This window comes from Pseudarthrobacter sp. 05T312, assembly GCF_056396685.1.
Genome location: NZ_JBFTLY010000009.1, coordinates 1 through 17,246 on the forward strand (window position 1 = coordinate 1; position 17,246 = coordinate 17,246).

The 17,246-nt window shown below is 66.0% G+C and carries 17 protein-coding genes; 10 read left to right on the plus strand and 7 right to left on the minus strand.

Annotation, left to right across the window (positions count from 1 at the left end; translation table 11 throughout):
* Positions 1 to 144 precede the first annotated feature (144 nt).
* A complete protein-coding gene (locus tag AC1DIP_RS12955) occupies positions 145 to 822 on the minus strand; it encodes an alpha/beta hydrolase family protein (RefSeq protein ID WP_477733987.1) in 678 nt (225 codons plus the stop codon).
* A gap of 69 nt (positions 823 to 891) precedes the next feature.
* On the opposite strand from AC1DIP_RS12955, the gene ligD reads away from it, so the two are divergent.
* Positions 892 to 1,914 (plus strand): non-homologous end-joining DNA ligase, encoded by a 1,023-nt coding sequence (ligD, locus tag AC1DIP_RS12960; RefSeq protein WP_477734053.1) that lies wholly within the window; start codon positions 892 to 894, stop codon positions 1,912 to 1,914.
* 30 nt (positions 1,915 to 1,944) lie between these two features.
* Here ligD and AC1DIP_RS12965 read toward each other — a convergent pair whose 3' ends face one another.
* Positions 1,945 to 2,565, minus strand: coding sequence for an L-threonylcarbamoyladenylate synthase (locus AC1DIP_RS12965; RefSeq protein WP_476210930.1), 621 nt, complete (start codon positions 2,563 to 2,565; stop codon positions 1,945 to 1,947).
* A gap of 154 nt (positions 2,566 to 2,719) precedes the next feature.
* Here AC1DIP_RS12965 and AC1DIP_RS12970 point away from each other — a divergent pair, with 154 nt between their 5' ends.
* The 5 genes from AC1DIP_RS12970 (at position 2,720) to AC1DIP_RS12990 (ending at position 5,975) form a co-directional block, all read left to right on the plus strand.
* Positions 2,720 to 3,151 carry a VOC family protein gene (locus tag AC1DIP_RS12970; RefSeq protein ID WP_476210932.1) on the plus strand — a complete coding sequence of 144 codons (432 nt, stop codon included), beginning with the start codon at positions 2,720 to 2,722 and terminating at the stop codon, positions 3,149 to 3,151.
* A gap of 83 nt (positions 3,152 to 3,234) precedes the next feature.
* Positions 3,235 to 3,723: an HAD domain-containing protein gene (locus tag AC1DIP_RS12975; protein ID WP_477734054.1), complete on the plus strand. Its 489-nt coding sequence runs from the start codon at positions 3,235 to 3,237 to the stop codon at positions 3,721 to 3,723.
* Between the two features lie 152 nt (positions 3,724 to 3,875).
* Complete coding sequence (locus AC1DIP_RS12980) at positions 3,876 to 5,123, plus strand: inorganic phosphate transporter (protein WP_477733988.1); 1,248 nt, start codon at positions 3,876 to 3,878, stop codon at positions 5,121 to 5,123.
* Positions 5,120 to 5,341: a hypothetical protein gene (locus tag AC1DIP_RS12985; RefSeq protein ID WP_476210936.1), complete on the plus strand. Its 222-nt coding sequence runs from the start codon at positions 5,120 to 5,122 to the stop codon at positions 5,339 to 5,341. Before AC1DIP_RS12980 ends, AC1DIP_RS12985 begins: the two co-directional genes overlap by 4 nt.
* Positions 5,342 to 5,414: 73 nt before the next feature.
* Positions 5,415 to 5,975, plus strand: a complete 561-nt coding sequence (locus AC1DIP_RS12990; RefSeq protein WP_477733989.1) for a dihydrofolate reductase family protein — start codon at positions 5,415 to 5,417, stop codon at positions 5,973 to 5,975.
* Positions 5,976 to 5,986: 11 nt separating this feature from the next.
* Here AC1DIP_RS12990 and AC1DIP_RS12995 read toward each other — a convergent pair whose 3' ends face one another.
* The gene (locus AC1DIP_RS12995) at positions 5,987 to 6,451 is read right to left on the minus strand and encodes a hotdog fold thioesterase (RefSeq protein ID WP_477733990.1); all 465 of its coding nucleotides are present in this window, start codon (positions 6,449 to 6,451) and stop codon (positions 5,987 to 5,989) included.
* Positions 6,452 to 6,668: 217 nt separating this feature from the next.
* Between AC1DIP_RS12995 and polA the strand changes: the two genes are divergently transcribed.
* The 3 genes from polA to rpsA all read left to right on the plus strand — a co-directional run bounded on the left by polA (position 6,669) and on the right by rpsA (position 12,403).
* Complete coding sequence (gene polA, locus AC1DIP_RS13000; protein WP_477734055.1) at positions 6,669 to 9,311, plus strand: DNA polymerase I; 2,643 nt, start codon at positions 6,669 to 6,671, stop codon at positions 9,309 to 9,311.
* 80 nt (positions 9,312 to 9,391) lie between these two features.
* Positions 9,392 to 10,690 (plus strand): GNAT family N-acetyltransferase, encoded by a 1,299-nt coding sequence (locus AC1DIP_RS13005; RefSeq protein ID WP_477733991.1) that lies wholly within the window; start codon positions 9,392 to 9,394, stop codon positions 10,688 to 10,690.
* 237 nt (positions 10,691 to 10,927) lie between these two features.
* Complete coding sequence (gene rpsA, locus AC1DIP_RS13010) at positions 10,928 to 12,403, plus strand: 30S ribosomal protein S1 (protein WP_159632080.1); 1,476 nt, start codon at positions 10,928 to 10,930, stop codon at positions 12,401 to 12,403.
* Positions 12,404 to 12,532: 129 nt separating this feature from the next.
* Here rpsA and AC1DIP_RS13015 read toward each other — a convergent pair whose 3' ends face one another.
* The 4 genes from AC1DIP_RS13015 to AC1DIP_RS13030 are packed head-to-tail and all read right to left on the minus strand — an operon-like array spanning position 12,533 to position 15,938.
* Positions 12,533 to 13,033 (minus strand): GNAT family N-acetyltransferase, encoded by a 501-nt coding sequence (locus tag AC1DIP_RS13015; protein ID WP_477733992.1) that lies wholly within the window; start codon positions 13,031 to 13,033, stop codon positions 12,533 to 12,535.
* Complete coding sequence (locus AC1DIP_RS13020; protein WP_477733993.1) at positions 13,017 to 13,706, minus strand: IMPACT family protein; 690 nt, start codon at positions 13,704 to 13,706, stop codon at positions 13,017 to 13,019. Before AC1DIP_RS13020 ends, AC1DIP_RS13015 begins: the two co-directional genes overlap by 17 nt.
* Positions 13,707 to 13,716: 10 nt before the next feature.
* The gene (locus AC1DIP_RS13025; RefSeq protein ID WP_477733994.1) at positions 13,717 to 14,997 is read right to left on the minus strand and encodes an ABC transporter permease; all 1,281 of its coding nucleotides are present in this window, start codon (positions 14,995 to 14,997) and stop codon (positions 13,717 to 13,719) included.
* Between the two features lie 2 nt (positions 14,998 to 14,999).
* Positions 15,000 to 15,938, minus strand: a complete 939-nt coding sequence (locus AC1DIP_RS13030; protein WP_477733995.1) for an ABC transporter ATP-binding protein — start codon at positions 15,936 to 15,938, stop codon at positions 15,000 to 15,002.
* Between the two features lie 57 nt (positions 15,939 to 15,995).
* On the opposite strand from AC1DIP_RS13030, the gene coaE reads away from it, so the two are divergent.
* Complete coding sequence (gene coaE / locus AC1DIP_RS13035) at positions 15,996 to 17,210, plus strand: dephospho-CoA kinase (protein ID WP_477733996.1); 1,215 nt, start codon at positions 15,996 to 15,998, stop codon at positions 17,208 to 17,210.
* Positions 17,211 to 17,246 lie beyond the last annotated feature (36 nt).

The following is a 17,246-nucleotide window of genomic DNA, read 5'->3' on the forward strand; positions in this document are numbered from 1 at the left end:
ACCCCCTACCCGGCCAACAGGCACCAAAAGCCCGGAACCACCCAAAATACTTCAACCCCAGAAACCCCAACCCACAAAAGGAAGGGCTGGCCCGACAGCGAACGCCACGGACCAGCCCTACAAAGCACTTAGTTCAGCAGTCTCCTAGGTGTGTGCTGCGATGAACTCAGCCGCCGGGGCCGCCAGGGACGCGCCCACTTCATCGGCGGCCCGTTTCCGCCCCGCCACCGCAAACGAGTGGTCCCCGCCCTCTACCCACTGCAGGACGGCGTTGCGGCCGATCCGGGCGACGACATCCTCGAGGATGCCGGGCGTGGCAAACGTGTCCCTGGTTCCCTGCAGGAACAGCATGGGCACCGTCAGGCCGTACAAGTGTTCGTCCCGGAGTTTTTCCGGTTTCCCGGGAGCATGCAGGGGATATCCCAGGTATACAAGCCCGGCGGCGTCCATGCCCCCGGCGACGGCCATGGAGGCCATCCGACCCCCGAACGACTTGCCCGCCGCCCACAACGGTCCGCCGTCACCATGGGCATCAGCCTGGGCGCGGGCGGCGGCCATGGCAGCCCGCCAGGCAGCGATCACCGCCGGCGGACGGTCAGGGAACTTCCGTCCCGCCTCCCGGTAGGGGAAATTGAAGCGGAGCGTGGCCAAGCCCAGGCTGTTGAGCGCATCGGTGAAGCCGCGAAGGAACGGGTGCTCCATGCCGGCGCCGGCCCCATGCGCCACCACCACGGTGGCGGTGGGATTCGCGGGGCGGGCATGGACGGCGGAGAAAGAGGCTTCGCCCACGGCCAGGGTGAGCGGCTTATCGGATGCTGGCATGGACCCATCATGCCGGAGGCCAGGACGGATATGCCCATCCCGGCCGGCGGCGGGGTGTACGTTGTCCCCATGGCGAGTGAACAGACCACCATCACCGTGCAAGGACCCAACGGACCACGCGAGATGCGCATTTCCAGCCCCAGCCGCGTTCTGTGGCCGGACCTGGGCCTCACCAAGCTGGACCTGGCGAACTACATCTGCGATGTGGGGGAGGCGTTCATCGCCGCCAACGGGGACCGGCCAGTCTCCCTCCAGCGGTACTCCGACAACATCGACGGCGACATGTTCTTCTCCAAGAATCCGCCCAAGGGCACGCCGGACTTCATCCGCTCCGTCAAGGTGGTCTACCCCAGTGCGAGGTCCCACCCCCAGTTGGTGTTCGATGAGCCTGCCGCAGCCGTCTGGGCCGTCCAGATGAACACGGTGGTGTTCCATCCCTGGCCGTCGCGTGCCGGAAACACCGACAATCCGGACCAGCTGCGGATCGACCTGGACCCGCAGCCCGGCACCGATTTCGACGACGCCATCCCCGCAGCCCTGGTGCTGAAGGACGTCCTGGCCGAAGCCGGGCTGGCCTGCTTCATCAAGACCTCCGGGAACCGGGGCCTCCACGTCTACGCCCCCATCGAAACCACCCGCGAGTTCCTCGACGTGCGCCACGCGGTCATCGCTGCAGCCCGGGAAGTGGAACGGCGCATCCCGGACAAGGTCACCACGGCCTGGTGGAAGGAAGAGCGTGGCCGTCGGGTGTTCCTGGACTTCAACCAGGCGAACCGCGACCGTACCATCGCCGGCGCTTACAGTCCGCGCGCCCTTCCACACGCCCCGGTGTCCTGTCCGCTGGGCTGGGATGAACTGGAAACCGCGGATCCGAAGAACTTCACCATCCTTACCGTGCCGGAGCGGCTGAAGACGGTGGGCGACCCGTGGGCGGACTTCAGTGCCGCGCCCGGCACCATCGACACCCTGCTGCAGTGGTGGGACCGCGACCTCAAAGCGGGCCTCGGGGAGTTGCCCTTCCCGCCCGATTACCCCAAGATGCCCGGAGAGCCCCCGCGGGTGCAGCCCAGCAGGGCACGCAAGCAGGACTGACCGGGCGCACCGGCAGAAGGTCCGGGGGAGTTACTCGAAGCGTGACGGATCGCCCATCCCGTGCCGCACTACCTCGGCCACGCCGCTGGAGAAGTCGACCACCGTGGTGGGCTCGGCGCCGCAGTCCCCGGCATCAATCACGGCATCGACCTGATGGTCCAGGCGTTCCTTGATCTCCCAGCCCACCGTCAGCGGCTCCTCCTCGTCCGGCAGGAGCAGCGTGCTGGAGAGCAGCGGCTCGCCCAGTTCGGCCAGCAGGGCCTGGACCACGCGGTTGTCCGGGATGCGTACGCCCACCGTCTTCTTCTTGGGGTGCAGCAGCCGCTTGGGAACCTCCTTCGTGGCGGGCAGGATGAACGTGTAGCTGCCGGGTGTCACCGCCTTGATGCTGCGGAAGACGTCGTTGCCGATGTTCACGAACTGGCCCAACTGCGCGAAATCCCGGCACACCAGCGTGAAGTGGTGTTTGTCGTCCAGGTGCCGGATGTTCCTGATCCGGTCCAGGGCTTCCCGGTTTCCCATCTGTGCCCCCAGGGCGTAGCAGGAGTCCGTGGGGTAGGCGATCAGGCCGCCGTCCCGGATGATTTTTACCGCCTGGGCAATCGCGCGGGGCTGAGGGTCGTGCGGATGAACATCGAAGAATCTGGCCATGCCCCGAGCCTACGTTCCCCGCGCCCCGCCGCACCATACAGAGGGCCCGACAGGGGCCTGTTTCCCCTACCGGTCTTCACCCGGATCGGGCAGGATGTTGCTGGGCCCGGGTTTCGGGCCCAGCAACTTCCGGCACTGTGAAGGAGATCCCGACATGCCCACGATCCTCAATCCCTACCTGAGCTTCCGCGACAATGCCCGCGATGCCATGAACTTCTACCAATCTGTTTTCGGCGGCGAACTGACGCTCAGCACTTTCGGCGACTTCCAGGCCAGCGAGGATCCCGCGGAAGCGGAGAAGATCATGCACGGCATGCTGACCACCACCCAGGGCTTGGTGCTCATGGGCGCCGACACCCCGAACAGCATGGAGTACCACGCAGGATCTGCCATTTCGGTATCCCTGAGCGGCGACAGCGAGGCGGAACTCCGTGGCTACTACGAAAAGCTCAGCGGCGACGGGGGAACGGTGACTGTCCCCATGGAGCAGGCGCCGTGGGGCGACGTCTTTGGCATGTGCACGGACCGTTTCGGTGTCTCCTGGCTGGTGAACGTCAACTCAGGGCAGGCAACCGCGGCGCCGTGACCACCCGGCGGCCGGACGCCCGGCGGGTCCCGGGCCTGCACCCACCAGGGGCCGGAGCTGCCCCGGGTGGGTGCACGCTCTACCTGGACGTCGACGGAGTCATCTGTCCGTTCAGCCCCGAAGGGACCACCGGGTGGGGTTCCCCCTGGCAGCGCGCCGACGCCGGCTTGCTGCCCGTCGCCTTCGCGGCCGAGCTCGTGGCCGGGCTGAACTCCCTGGCCCGGATGCCGGGACTGCGGTGCGTCTGGCTGACCAGCTGGGAAGAACTGGCCGCCCAGTACCTGTGTCCCGCCGTCGGCCTCAAGGGCGGCGGGTGGCCGTACCTGGCCGCAGACGGCGCAGCCGGCGGGACCGGCTGGTGGAAACTCCGTGCCATCCAGGACGACGTCGAAGAGACCGGGCCGAGGGCCGTCGCCTGGGTGGACGACCAGCTGGCGTTCGAGGCCGAAGCGCAACGATGGGCGGGTTTCCTGGGGCGGCGCATCCTCACCGTCTCACCCCATCCACGGCTCGGAATCACGCCTGCGGAACTCGACCGGATCCGCGCATTTCTGGCCCAACCCGTGTTTTGACCTCATGCCGTGGACGCGTACGATCGATAAGGTTTCCCACCGGTTGTGCCAACACCACAAGTCATTCCACGCAAACAGCCGGTGAACTATGCTGTCCACGGCAGCCTGGTACGAGAAACTGCTGAACGTCGACTCTGCAGATTGGGCAACAGGTGGATATCACCTTCATGGTGGCGCTGGTCATTGGACTGGCACTATTTTTCGACTTCACGAACGGCTTCCACGACACCGCGAACGCCATGGCAACGCCCATCGCAACGGGTGCCATCAAGCCCCGGACAGCAGTGGCCCTGGCCGCCGTCCTGAACCTGGTGGGTGCCTTCCTCTCTACGGAGGTGGCCAAGACCGTCTCCGGCGGCATCATCCGCGAGGGGTCCGAGGGGGTGCAGATCACCCCGGAAATCATCTTCGCCGGGCTGATGGGGGCCGTTCTATGGAACATGATCACGTGGTTGAAGGGCCTGCCCTCCAGTTCCTCCCACGCCCTCTTCGGCGGACTGATCGGTGCCGCCGTTATCGGCTCGGGCTTCAACTCGGTCAACTTTGAGAGCCTGCTGCAGAAGGTCATCCTGCCGGCTGTCTTCGCCCCCGTTATCGCCGGACTTGCCGCCTACGTGTGCACCCGCCTGGCCTACGCCCTTACCGCGCGCCAGGATCCCGAGACAGGGTCCAAGCTCACCCAGAAACGCGGCGGCTTCCGTACCGGCCAGGTCTTCACCTCCAGCCTGGTGGCGCTGGCCCACGGCACCAATGACGCACAAAAGACCATGGGCATCATCACGCTGGTGCTGATCGCTTCCCACAGCCAGGCACCTGGCTCCGGTCCCCAGCTCTGGGTGATCACCTCCTGCGCCCTTGCCATCGCGGTCGGAACGTATGCCGGCGGCTGGCGGATCATCCGCACCATGGGGTCGGGCCTGACCGAGGTCAAACCCGCACAGGGTTTCGCTGCCGAAACCAGCACCGCCTCTGCCATCCTTGCCTCCTCGCACCTCGGCTTCGCCCTCTCCACCACGCAGGTGGCCTCGGGGTCCGTCATCGGCTCCGGGATGGGACGCCGCGGCACCACCGTCCGCTGGAACATGGTGGGCAAGATCGCGCTGGGGTGGCTCTTCACCCTGCCGGCCGCCGGCGTCGTCGGTGCCCTAACCGCGCTGCTGGTGGGTACCGGCGCCGTGGGTGTCCTGATCGCTGCGATCGCCGGCACCGCGGCGGTCCTGTTCATGTTCTTCTATTCCCGCAAGTCGTCCGTGAGCCACCAGAACGCGGTCGAGGTCGAGGAAGCCGGCCAGGCCGTCCGGTTCGCCAAGAAGAAGGCCCTGGCCCGCGCCCGGGCCGAAGCAAAAGCCAAGGCGCAGGCTGACGCCAAGGCCAAAGAATCCAAGGAGAATCAGCGATGAAGTGGTTGGAACTCCTGACCGTTGCAGGCACCACGCTCGTATCGGCGGCCATTGTGGTGACCCTCTACTCGCTTGGGGTCCGGTTCACGGCCATCGCCGGCGATGCCCAGCAGGCGTCCCCCGGGGTCAAGCGCTCCATCGCCTACCTGTGCTTCGGCCTGTGCGGGTTGGCTGTGCTTTTCGGGCTTTACCTGATCATCCCGTACTTCACCAAGTAGCGGCCCGGGCCTGCCGGCGGACACCGTTGGCCGGCCTGTTGGCCAAGGGGAGCCAGCTGGCTACGCTGGGGCCATGCCGCGCATCCAATACTTTGTGGCCGCGTCCCTCGACGGCTTCATCGCCACACCCACTGACGATCTCGCCTGGCTGCTGCAGTTCGACGGTTTCGAGGGCGGGACCGACAGTTACAACGACTTCATGGCCGGTGTGGGCTGCATTGTCATGGGCGGGGAAACCTACGCCTGGCTGATGGAGCATGAGCCCGGTACCTGGCCGTACGACGGTACGCCCTGCTACGTCTTCACCCACCACGAACACCGGGCACCGGACGGGGCAGACATCACCTTTGTGCGCGGGGACGTGCAGGAATTCACTGCCGACTTCCGCCAGGCGGCCCGGGACCGGAACATCTGGGTGGTGGGCGGCGGCAAGCTGGCGGCCCAGTTCGCGGACGCCGGCCTGCTGGACGAGATCATCCTCTCCGTCATTCCCGTGGTGCTGGGGGAGGGGAAGCGGTTGCTGCCCATGAAGGGCCCGACGCCGCCACTGGAGTTGGCTGCCTCACGCACCCTGGGCAGGGGGATCGTGGAGTTGCGGTACCTTCTGCAGCCCGGGACCGGCCAGCAGTCCTGAGGCCGCCCGCGTCAGCCGGCGTTGTCCCGCAGCAGGTTGGTGATCCGCGCCGTTGACAGGCGCCGCCCCTGGGCATCGGTCATGACGATTTCGTGGGTGGCCAGGGTCCGGCCCAAATGGACCGCGGTGCACGTGCCCGTGACCAGGCCCGTAGCGATCGACCGGTGATGCGTGGCATTGACTTCGATTCCGACGGCGTGGCGGCCCGGGCCCGCGTGCATGCCCGAGGCGAAGGAGCCCAGGGTTTCGGCGAGCACCACGTGCGCGCCGCCGTGCAGGATTCCGGCCACCTGCGTGTTGCCCTCAACCGGCATGGTGGCAACGGTGCGCTCCGGGCTCATCTCCAGGAAATGGATCCCCATCTTGACGACCAGCGCACCGACCCCGAAGGCGCCCAGCCAGTCGTGCATATGGCCGGGAATCCCGGCGGCTGCCAGCTCGTCGGCGAAAGGGCCCGGCGTGAAATTGTCTGTCATGGCAACTAGGCTGGCACCTGTGAGTGAAACAACCAAACCGGCTCCCTTCCCGTCCCAGGCCATCGATGAGGCCGCTGCCGGCCAGCGCCCCGCCGACGCCCCAAAGCCTGCAGTGAAGAGCGCCGCCCCCGCCGCCGGCGGGTCCGTTTCAGCCACCGAAGCGCCGGTGGTTCCCATCACCAGCCAGCCGCGGCTGCTGGTCCTTGATGGCCACTCGATGGCCTTCCGTGCCTTCTTCGCGCTCCCGGCGGACAAGTTCTCCACCTCCAACGGCCAGCACACCAACGCCATCCACGGCTTCACCTCCATGCTGATCAACCTCATCAAGGAACAGCAGCCCACCCACATCGCGGTCGCGTTCGACGTCTCCGACGAATCCACCCACCGCAAGACCGAGTACAGCGAGTACAAGGGCGGCCGGAACGAAACCCCGCGCGAAATGAGCGGCCAAATCGACCTCATCGGCCAAGTCATGGAGGCCTGGGGCATTAAGACCATCAAGATGCCCGGTTACGAGGCCGACGACATCCTGGCCACCCTTGCTGCCATGGGTGAGAAAGCCGGGTTCGAGGTGTTGCTCGTCTCCGGAGACCGGGACGCGTTCCAGCTCATCACGGACAACGTCTTCGTGCTGTACCCGCGCAAGGGTGTCAGCGACATCCCGCGGATGGATGCTGCCGCCATCGAGGCGAAGTACTTTGTCAGTCCTGGCCGCTACTCCGACCTCGCCGCCCTGGTGGGGGAGACGGCGGACAACCTTCCCGGCGTGCCCGGCGTCGGACCCAAGACGGCAGCCAAGTGGATCAACCTCTACGGCGGCCTCGAAGGCGTCCTGGAGCACGTCGATTCGATCGGCGGCAAAGTGGGCGATGCCCTGCGGGAGAACGTTGACGCCGTCAAGCGCAACCGCCGACTGAACCAGCTCCACACCGACCTCGACCTCCCCGTAACCTTGGAGGACCTCTACCAGCCGCGCCCGGACCAGGCTGCCATCGAGGACCTCTTCGACCAGCTTGAGTTCAAGGCCATCCGCGGCCGGTTGTTCGCCCTGTACGGCGACGCCGACACCCCCGCTGCGGAGCGTGAAAGCATCGAAACCCCGAATTACAGCACCCCCGCCGGTGCCGCGGAGCTGGCCGCCTTCCTGGCCGCCGGCACCGGGCAGCGGTCAGCACTGGCCGTGGACCTCGTGCCGGGCCGGATTGGCGAGGACGCTGACGCAGTGGCCATTGTCCGCGGTGACGCCGCAGTCTATGTGGAGCTCTCCGGACAGGACGCTGAAACCGAAAACGTGCTGGCCGCCTGGCTGCGCGATCCCGGGGCGCCCAAGGTGATCCACGGTTTCAAGGCTGCGCTCAAGGCACTGACGGCCCGTGGACTGGAGCTGGAGGGCGTGGTGGACGACACCTCCATCTCCGGCTACCTGATCCAGCCTGACCGGCGCACCTACGAACTCGCTGAACTCGCCCAACACCACCTCAACGTGGGCATACCGGCCGCCACGGCCAAGGCTGGTCAACTGGAGCTGTCCTTCGACGGCGACGACACGGCGGCCGCCGACGCCCTGGTCCAGGCAGGCGCCGTAGTGCTGGCCCTGAGCCGCTTCTTCGAGGACGAACTCAAGGACCGCCGCGCCGAGGAACTCCTGTCCACCCTGGAGCTGCCGGTCAGCCGCGTCCTGGCGGACATGGAACTCGCCGGCATTGCCATCGACATGGACAAGATGGAGGACCAGCTTTCCGACCTTGCCAGGGTGATCGACCAAGCCCAGGAACAGGCGTTCGCCGCGATTGGCCACGAGGTCAACCTGGGCTCGCCCAAGCAGCTGCAGACCGTCCTGTTCGACGAACTCCAGCTCCCCAAAACCAAGAAGATCAAGTCCGGCTACACCACCGATGCCGCGTCCCTGAAGAACCTGCTGGAGAAGACCGGGCATGAGTTCCTGGTCCAGCTCATGGCGCACCGTGAGGCCGCCAAGCTGCGGCAGATGATCGAGTCGCTGAAGAAGTCCGTGGCGGAGGACGGGCGGATCCACACCACCTACGCCCAGAACGTGGCAGCTACCGGCCGCATCTCGTCCAACAACCCCAACCTGCAGAACATCCCCATCCGCAGTGAGGAAGGCCGCCGTGTGCGCGGTATCTTCGTGGTCAGCGACGGGTATGAGTGCCTGCTGTCCGCTGACTACTCGCAGATCGAGATGCGCATCATGGCCCACCTCTCCGGCGATGCAGGCCTGATCCAGGCCTACAAGGACGGCGAGGACCTGCACCGGTTCGTCGGCTCCAACATCTTCCACGTCCCCACGGACCAGGTCACCAGTGCCATGCGTTCCAAGGTCAAGGCCATGTCCTACGGCCTTGCCTACGGCCTGACGTCCTTCGGCCTGTCCAAGCAGCTCGAGATCTCCGTCGACGAGGCCCGTACCCTCATGAAGGACTACTTCGACCGATTCGGCGCAGTCCGCGACTACCTCCGGGGCGTGGTGGACCAGGCCAGGGTGGATGGCTACACCGCCACCATTGAGGGCCGCCGCCGCTACCTGCCGGACCTCACCAGCACGGACCGCCAGCTGCGCGAGAACGCCGAGCGGATCGCGCTCAACAGCCCCATCCAGGGTTCCGCCGCCGACATCATCAAACGTGCCATGCTGGGCGTCCACGCCGAACTGGAGTCGCAGGGGCTTAAATCGCGGATGCTGCTCCAGGTCCACGATGAACTGGTCCTTGAGGTGGCCGCCGGTGAACGCGCCGCCGTCGAGAAGCTCGTCACCGAACAGATGGCTGCCGCAGCGGACCTCAGCGTGCCGCTGGAAGTCCAGATCGGCGTCGGGCCCAGCTGGTACGACGCCGGACACTAGGCCCTGACGCGGCGGCACCCCGCCATAAAGGATGCGTTCATGCTGGTCAGGCGCCGGATGCATTGACTAGGCTCGGACAAATGGGTGATCTGAGTGGAAACTACAAAATCCGGCGCTTTGAACCGGCTGCCAAAGAAGATCCTGCCTACCCGCAGACCGTCGACTGGATGCGGGCCGTTGCCTTCGGGTTCCATGACGCACGCCGCAGCGACGAACGGGTGGACCGGGGCATCGGGATGCAGCGCGCGGACGGGCGGGTGATGACCGGGGCCTACCAGGTTGGGCCAGTGGCCGACCACGCCCTGGCAGCCAACGTCCCGGTGGCAACCTTCGGTACCTTCGACAAGACAATGAACATCGGCTTTGGCCGGATGCTCGACACCCGCCTCGTCACCGCCGTGACAGTCCGGACGTCGCACCGGCGGAGGGGACTGCTGCGCCGCATGATGGCGGAGGAGCTGGAACTGGCCCGCCGGGAGGGGCTGGCGATGGCGGCGTTGACCGCGTCGGAGGCCTCGATTTACACCAGGTTCGGATTCGGAGTGGCTACGCGGGAGCAATCAATCAAGGTGGACACCAGCCGCCGCTTCGTCCTCAACCACCACGCCAGGGGCCGCGTTGACGTGGCCGATCCCAAGGTTCTCCTTGACCTGGCGCCGAAGGTCTTCGAGCAGTTGCACCGCCTCACGCCCGGTTCGATCGGCCGGCACGAGTTCTACCGCCAGCTCGCGTCCGGATCCATCAGCCGGGCCGAGGACGAGGATCCCAAGGTCAAAGTGGCGCTGCACTACGGGCCCGAAGGCGTGGTTGACGGCTACGTCTCGTATAAGTTCGCCGGCTGGGACACCCGGCCGTTCACCATGGAGGTGGTGGACCTGGTGGCAGCCACCGACCATGCGTACCTGGAGCTCTGGCAGTACCTGGGCGCCATCGACCTGGTCGAAAGTGTCACGTGGGAAGAGGCAATGGTCGATGATCCACTGCCATGGGCGCTCGAGGACTCCCGCTGTGTTGAAGCCTCCGAACCCCGCGACATGCTTTGGCTCCGGATCCTCGATGTCCGGCAAGCCCTGGAGGCACGGCACTACCCGGCCGACGGCCGGCTGGTGTTCGAGGTCGCCGACCCCCTGGGCTTCGCGCGGGGAACGTTCGCCCTGGAGGTCAAAGCCGGCCAGGCCGCCGTCGAACCCCTGCCCGACGGTGCGCCCGCCGACCTCGCCCTGGACGTCTCTGCCCTGTCCTCCATCTATCTCGGCGGGGTTTGCCCCGTGACGCTCAAGGCGGCCGGCACCATCGTCGAAGCGTCGCCGGGGGCTGCGTTCCGGGCGCGGCAAATGTTCGCGGTGGAACGGGCCACGCACTGCCTCACCCACTTCTAGGCCGGGCGGTACGGCTGCCCACCCGCTTTGACCCCCATTGCCGGCAGCGACTAGAATAAACGGGCGTGTACCACGTGCACGCGCTTGCGGTCCCTTAAAGACTGCATTGAAAGCAATCCACAAATCAGGATGACCCGGGGAATCCATCGGATTCACCGAGAATCGCGCCTGCGTTCCATAACGCGGGCGCGCCGGTTTGCCTGACCGACTAACTATCCACAACGGAGCCCCTACTACATGACCATCACCTCCACCGAGAAGCCCGGTACCCCCGTAGTCGCGATCAACGACATCGGTACCGCTGAGGACTTCCTCGCAGCTGTCGACGCCACCATCAAGTACTTCAACGACGGAGACCTCGTCGAAGGTACCGTCGTCAAGGTCGACCGCGATGAAGTCCTGCTCGACATCGGTTACAAGACCGAAGGTGTCATCCCCTCCCGCGAGCTGTCCATCAAGCACGACGTTGATCCCGGGGACGTTGTCTCCGTTGGCGATCAGGTCGAAGCCCTGGTGCTCACCAAGGAAGACAAAGAAGGCCGTCTGATCCTCTCCAAGAAGCGTGCTCAGTACGAGCGCGCCTGGGGCGACATCGAGAAGGTCAAGGAAGAAGACGGTGTTGTCACCGGTACCGTCATCGAGGTTGTCAAGGGTGGTCTTATCCTCGACATCGGCCTGCGTGGCTTCCTGCCCGCATCCCTCGTCGAGATGCGCCGTGTGCGTGACCTTGCTCCGTACATCGGCCAGCAGATCGAAGCCAAGATCATCGAGCTCGACAAGAACCGCAACAACGTGGTCCTGTCCCGCCGTGCATGGCTCGAGCAGACCCAGTCCGAGGTCCGCTCCACGTTCCTCAACAAGCTGGAAAAGGGCCAGGTCCGTCCCGGCGTCGTTTCCTCCATCGTCAACTTCGGTGCATTCGTGGACCTGGGCGGCGTAGACGGCCTCGTCCACGTTTCCGAGCTCTCCTGGAAGCACATCGACCACCCGTCCGAGGTTGTCGAAGTTGGCCAGGAAGTCACCGTCGAGGTTCTCGAGGTCGACCTGGACCGCGAGCGCGTCTCCCTGTCGCTCAAGGCTACGCAGGAAGATCCGTGGCAGACCTTCGCCCGCACCCACGCCCTTGGCCAGGTTGTTCCGGGTAAGGTCACCAAGCTGGTTCCGTTCGGTGCGTTCGTCCGCGTCGAAGACGGCATCGAAGGCCTGGTCCACATCTCCGAGCTCGCCGTGCGCCACGTTGAGCTGGCCGAGCAGGTTGTCTCCGTTGGCGACGAACTGTTCGTCAAGGTCATCGACATCGACCTGGAACGCCGCCGCATCTCGCTGTCCCTCAAGCAGGCCAACGAGGGCGTCGACGCCGACAGCACCGAATTCGATCCGGCTCTGTACGGCATGGCCGCAGAGTACGACGAAGAGGGCAACTACAAGTACCCCGAGGGCTTCGACCCCGAGTCCAACGAATGGCTCGAGGGCTACGAGAACCAGCGTGCAGCCTGGGAGCAGCAGTACGCTGACGCCCAGACCCGTTGGGAAGCACACAAGAAGCAGGTTGCCCAGCACGCTGCCGACGACGCTGCGGCTGCAACGTCCGGTGACAGCGATTCCGGCACCACCAGCTACTCCTCCGAGCCTGCTGCCACCGATTCCGGTGCCGGCACCCTGGCTTCGGACGAGGCACTTGCTGCCCTGCGTGAGAAGCTGACCGGCAACTAATTGCCGCCGGCCCGGACTTCCCGGGCTAACGCAACGGGCCTCCGCGAAAGCGGGGGCCCGTCGTGGTTTAAGCGGCAAGCGCGACGCTGCAGCAGGCCCGCGCTGTGGGCGCGTTCTCTGCTTCCGGGGCTAAAGGTCGATGACGGCGTGGACGGTGCCGTCGTCGTCGTGCGTCAATGCCGCGCCGGCTGCGGTGAGCAGCCGCTGGGCGCCATGGTTCCCGGCCAGGGTTCGTGCTGTGACGCGCTGCAAACCTGCCCGGCGGGCTTCTGCCAGGACCAATTCCAGCGCGGCGCCGCCAATTCCCTGGGAACGGAAACTCCGGCCAAGCCAGATGCCGGTCTCCGCTGAAGGGATCTTTGCGCCGGGTTCGCGCTTGAGCCGCACGGAGCCGGCAAGGTTTGGGCCCCTCAACACGGCCCATGACTTTTCCGCCGCAGGTCCGTCCAGCCCGCCGGCTGCGGCCCGGTGATATCCGAAGAACCAGGCGGTGCGCTCAAGGTTCCAGCCGGGCCCGCCCAGCGGGGGCGCCACCTCGTCGGGGGAGGCGTCGCCCTTGGCCAATTGGAGCAGCCGGTCCGCCATTGCTTCGTCAACGTCCGCCAGGGCCACGTCAGTCGAAAGGCTCATCGATCCACTCCGTTCCTTCGCCAGTGAGCGCGGCGGACCCGGCTGTCAGCTGCTGCAGGAGCCCGGATGCGGCAGCGATGGCGCCGGCGTCGTCTGCGACGGCAATCCGCAGCACCGTGCACCGGTCCTGGTAGCTGGTGCCCGCCATCACCATGCCCGCGGCGCGCAGCTCGTTCTCCAACCGCCCGGCAACCGCGTGCGGCACGGCCGTGGAACAGATCCGGCGCCTGCTGCGACGGACCAGGGGCGCCAGGTCCAGTGCTGCCGAGACTGACTCGGAATACGCCCGGACCAGGCCGCCCGCCCCGAGCAGGACGCCGCCAAAGTAGCGGACGACGACGGCACTGACGTCGCTCAGGTCACTCACCCCGGGTGCGGTTTCCCTCTTCAACAGCGCTTCGAGCATGGGGATGCCGGCAGTCCCGGCAGGTTCACCGTCGTCACTCGAACGTTGCACGGTCCGGTCCGGTCCAATGATGAACGCCGAGCAGTGGTGGCGGGCATCGTGGAACTCGCGGCGGAGGCCTGCCACAAGGTCACGGGCAGCGTCTTCGCTGGCCGCCCGCCGGAGGAACGTGATGAACCTGGAGCGCTTGACCTCAAGTTCGTGCCGGAAGTCCCCGCCGGCTGACAGCGTGGTGTAGGCGGTGGCCCGGCCCTCTTGCTCCTGCATCCGGCCCAGTCTAGTGGGGCGCCGGTTGGCGGGGTGCGTCGCCGGAACGGCGATGGAAGGTGCTCATGATGGACAGCTTCCCGGTGTACTGGATGGAGCCGTAGCGGAACAAATGAATGGCCAGGCGCAGGACCAGGATTCCCACGATGAAGAGCTCGGCAATGATGATCACTGATTCAACCGGGCTGAGCGTGCCGAAGCCGTTACGGAGCATCGCGGTTACCGGGGCCGACAAGGGGAAATACGTGAACACCTGGACGATGGGGGAGTGCGGGTCGCTGAGGATGAGGCTGATGGCATAGAAGGGGACAAAAATGAGGGCCATCAGCGGACCGAAGATGACCCCGGCTTCCTTGGCGTTCGGCATCACCGCACCGATCGCACCCAGCACGGCGGTGAAGAGTGTAAAGCCGCCCAGCAGGAGCAGGGCGCCCACCAGCAGCGGTCCCGGCTCGAAGACGACATCCCTGAGGTCGATGGCCGGAAGCGAGAGCCTGTCGCGGAAGAAGGCATACCCAATCACGATTGGGGCCAGGAACACGGAAATCTGTACCAGGCCAACCAGCAGCAGTGAAATGATCTTGCCCACGATGAGGGTGGTGGGATTCAGGGTGGTGAGGATCATCTCGGTGACCCGGTTCTCCTTCTCTTCCAGGGTGCTGTTCAGCATTTGGTTGGAGAGCAGGATGATCGTGATGTAGAAAAGCACCAGGAACATCAGGGGTGGTATCGCGGCACCAAACCCTCCTGCCACTTGCCCGTCCCGGTAGGTTTCGGTCTCCACCTTGATGTTGCCTCCGGCGGCCGCCGCAACGTCCGCCGAACCGATCCGTGCGTGGGCTGACATCACCAGGAGTTGCCTGGCCACCGCCTCGTACTTGCCGTTCTCAAATACGCCCTTGTCAGCGCCGTAAACCTGCACTGCCTCCGTGGCAGGGTTGGCCGGGAAAGCGAAAAACGCATCGAGGCGTCCCTCCTTCACCTCGCGAGCCCCGTCGGTGGAGCTGACCGCCTTGGTGCCGCCCATCGCGGCGGCAACCTGGTCCGGAATGATTCCCGACCTGTCCGTATAGCTGAATTCCAGGGCAGCGTTTTTCTGCGCATTGGCAGAGGCGCTCGTGGAGCTGTTGCTGATGAAGATCAACCCGAAGATGATGGCCATAACCACGGGAATCGCGAGGGTTGCGATCCAGAACCGCGGCTTTTTGGTGGTGCGGAAAAACTCGAAGCCCACTACGGTGCCGAGGTTGTGGCGGTTGGGGGAGGGTTTCCTGGCCGGTGCCGTCGTCATGGTCAAACCCCTGCTTCCGCGTGCTGGTCGCCGTACACCTGGATGAAGATCTCCTCGAGGGAGACCCTGGAGGTGGTAAAACCGGTGACCGGCAGTCCCGCGGCAACAAGCTCCCGAAGGACTGCTGCCTCATTGCCGCCGGGGCGCGGGGCGAGTTCCGCGCGGCCGTCTCCCTGCCGGACCACGTCGTACAGCGTGGAGGCGGGCAGGACCTGGTCGCCCCCATAGGAAAGACGGTAGACCGTGCCGCCGAATTGGTCCTGGACGTCAGCCACCGTCCCATAGGCGCGTGAGGTGCCGTCCTTGAGGAGGACCACACGGTCGCAGAGGCGCTCCACCTCCTCCATCTGGTGGGTAACCATGATCACCGTTGCCCCGCCGCGCTTGTGTTCCTCGATGATGTCCATCAGCAGGCGTCGGTTCACCGGGTCGAATCCCTTTGTAGGCTCGTCCAGGATCAGGAGTTCGGGGTCGTTCATGATGGTGACGCCGAGCTGCACCTTCTGCTGCTGGCCGCTGGAGAGTTTATCCAGGTTGATGGTTGCCTTGTCCGCCAGCTGGACGCGTTCCAGGTATGCCAGCGACCAGGTGCGGGCCTGCGATTTGCCCAGGCCCTTCAGCCGGCCGAAATACACCATGACATCCAGGACGTGTTCCTTCTTGTAGAGGCCCCGTTCTTCCGGAAGGTACCCAAGCCGGGCCCCATCACCGGGCTCGAAGGGCTTTCCGTCGATGTGGAGGATTCCGGACGTCGGCTGGTAGATGCCCAGGAGGGCGCGGAGGGTTGTGGTCTTTCCCGACCCGTTGCTGCCGAGGAAACCGAATGTCTCACCTGCATGGACATCGAAGGAGAGGTTCCGGATCACGGTGGTGTCACCGAAATCCATCCGGAAATCCTCGATATGAACCAGCGGCTCCACTGCCGCACCCCCTGCAGTCATGCCTTCAGCCTATCCGCATTGGCACCGGATGCAGCTGCGGATCAGTAGGGTGGGGGTGTGCTGAAAATCGGGTTGACGGGCGGGATCGCCTCGGGGAAGTCGGTGGCGGCCGCGCGGCTGAAGGAACGCGGCGCCGTGCTGGTTGACGCGGACGCGCTGGCCCGGGAAGTTGTGGAGCCTGGTACCGAGGGGCTGCAGCGCATCGCGGAGGAGTTTGGGGCAGGAATGCTAGACGACGGCGGGCGGCTTGACCGCGCCCGGCTCGGCGCGGCGGTCTTCGGCAATCCGGGGCGCCTCGCCGCGTTGAACGGCATCGTCCATCCGCTGGTGCGCGCCCGCGCCGCAGCCATGACGGCCGCGGCGCCCGGTGACGCCGTGGTGGTCCAGGACATACCCCTCCTGGTGGAGACCGGCCAGGGCAGCAGCTTCCACCTCGTGGTGGTCGTCGATGCACCGGACGACGTGCGGCTGCAGCGCATGCTCGAGCACCGGGGAATGACCGGGGAAGCAGCGCGTGCCCGGATGGACGCCCAGGCCACGCGCAGTGACCGGCTGGCCGCTGCCGATGCGGTGCTGGACAATTCCGGTACGGTGCAGCACCTGCTGGACCAGGTGGACCGGCTCTGGGACAGGCGGCTGGTCCCCTTCGCCCACAACCTGGCTGCGGGCCAGCGGGCCGCGCGGAATGGCGGCCCGGTCCTGGAACCGCACCGGGCTGACTGGGCGCAGCAGGCGGCCCGGATTGCGGCCCGGCTGTCGGCTGCCGCTCCGGAGCAGATTTTGGCGGTGGACCACATCGGATCCACCGCCGTGCCCGGCCTGTCCGCCAAGGACGTCATTGACCTGCAGGTGGCCGTGCCGGACCTTGCGGCCGCGGCTGCGATCGACCCGCTGCTGTCCGCCGCCGGTTTTCCGGCGGTACGGGGCGTCGAGGCCGACACCCCCAAGCCCAATGCCCCGGCCCCCGCTGAATGGTTGAAGCGGTTCCACGCCAACGCGGACCCGTGCCGTGCCGTCAACGTCCATGTCCGGGCGGCCGGTTCGGCCGGATGGCGGTACGCGCTCATGTTCCGCGACTGGCTGCGGAGCGATGCCTCAGCGCGGAACCTTTATGAAGCGCACAAGGCGGAGCTTGCGGCGGCGCACGCCGCTTCGGGCACCACCAGCTCCTACGCGGAGGCGAAGGAACCGTGGTTCACGGACGTCGCGTGGCCACTGATGGCCGCATGGGCCGAGGCAACCGGGTGGGAACCGCCGTCGTACGGTTCCTGACCCCGCTCCAGGCCCGGCGGATGTTCGCCGGTAACG

What these genes read in the sequence shown, in the direction of transcription:
- AC1DIP_RS12955 (WP_477733987.1), bottom strand. Translation starts at nt 822, where the DNA reads ATGCCAGCATCCGATAAGCCGCTCACCCTGGCCGTGGGCGAAGCCTCT.
- polA (WP_477734055.1), top strand. Translation starts at nt 6,669, where the DNA reads ATGGCCTTCCGTGCCTTCTTCGCGCTCCCGGCGGACAAGTTCTCCACC.
- AC1DIP_RS13025 (WP_477733994.1), bottom strand. Translation starts at nt 14,997, where the DNA reads ATGACGACGGCACCGGCCAGGAAACCCTCCCCCAACCGCCACAACCTC.
- AC1DIP_RS12985 (WP_476210936.1), top strand. Translation starts at nt 5,120, where the DNA reads ATGAAGTGGTTGGAACTCCTGACCGTTGCAGGCACCACGCTCGTATCG.
- AC1DIP_RS12990 (WP_477733989.1), top strand. Translation starts at nt 5,415, where the DNA reads ATGCCGCGCATCCAATACTTTGTGGCCGCGTCCCTCGACGGCTTCATC.
- AC1DIP_RS13030 (WP_477733995.1), bottom strand. Translation starts at nt 15,938, where the DNA reads ATGACTGCAGGGGGTGCGGCAGTGGAGCCGCTGGTTCATATCGAGGAT.
- rpsA (WP_159632080.1), top strand. Translation starts at nt 10,928, where the DNA reads ATGACCATCACCTCCACCGAGAAGCCCGGTACCCCCGTAGTCGCGATC.
- ligD (WP_477734053.1), top strand. Translation starts at nt 892, where the DNA reads ATGGCGAGTGAACAGACCACCATCACCGTGCAAGGACCCAACGGACCA.
- AC1DIP_RS13005 (WP_477733991.1), top strand. Translation starts at nt 9,392, where the DNA reads ATGGGTGATCTGAGTGGAAACTACAAAATCCGGCGCTTTGAACCGGCT.
- AC1DIP_RS12970 (WP_476210932.1), top strand. Translation starts at nt 2,720, where the DNA reads ATGCCCACGATCCTCAATCCCTACCTGAGCTTCCGCGACAATGCCCGC.
- AC1DIP_RS12965 (WP_476210930.1), bottom strand. Translation starts at nt 2,565, where the DNA reads ATGGCCAGATTCTTCGATGTTCATCCGCACGACCCTCAGCCCCGCGCG.
- AC1DIP_RS13020 (WP_477733993.1), bottom strand. Translation starts at nt 13,706, where the DNA reads ATGCAGGAGCAAGAGGGCCGGGCCACCGCCTACACCACGCTGTCAGCC.
- AC1DIP_RS12995 (WP_477733990.1), bottom strand. Translation starts at nt 6,451, where the DNA reads ATGACAGACAATTTCACGCCGGGCCCTTTCGCCGACGAGCTGGCAGCC.
- AC1DIP_RS13015 (WP_477733992.1), bottom strand. Translation starts at nt 13,033, where the DNA reads ATGAGCCTTTCGACTGACGTGGCCCTGGCGGACGTTGACGAAGCAATG.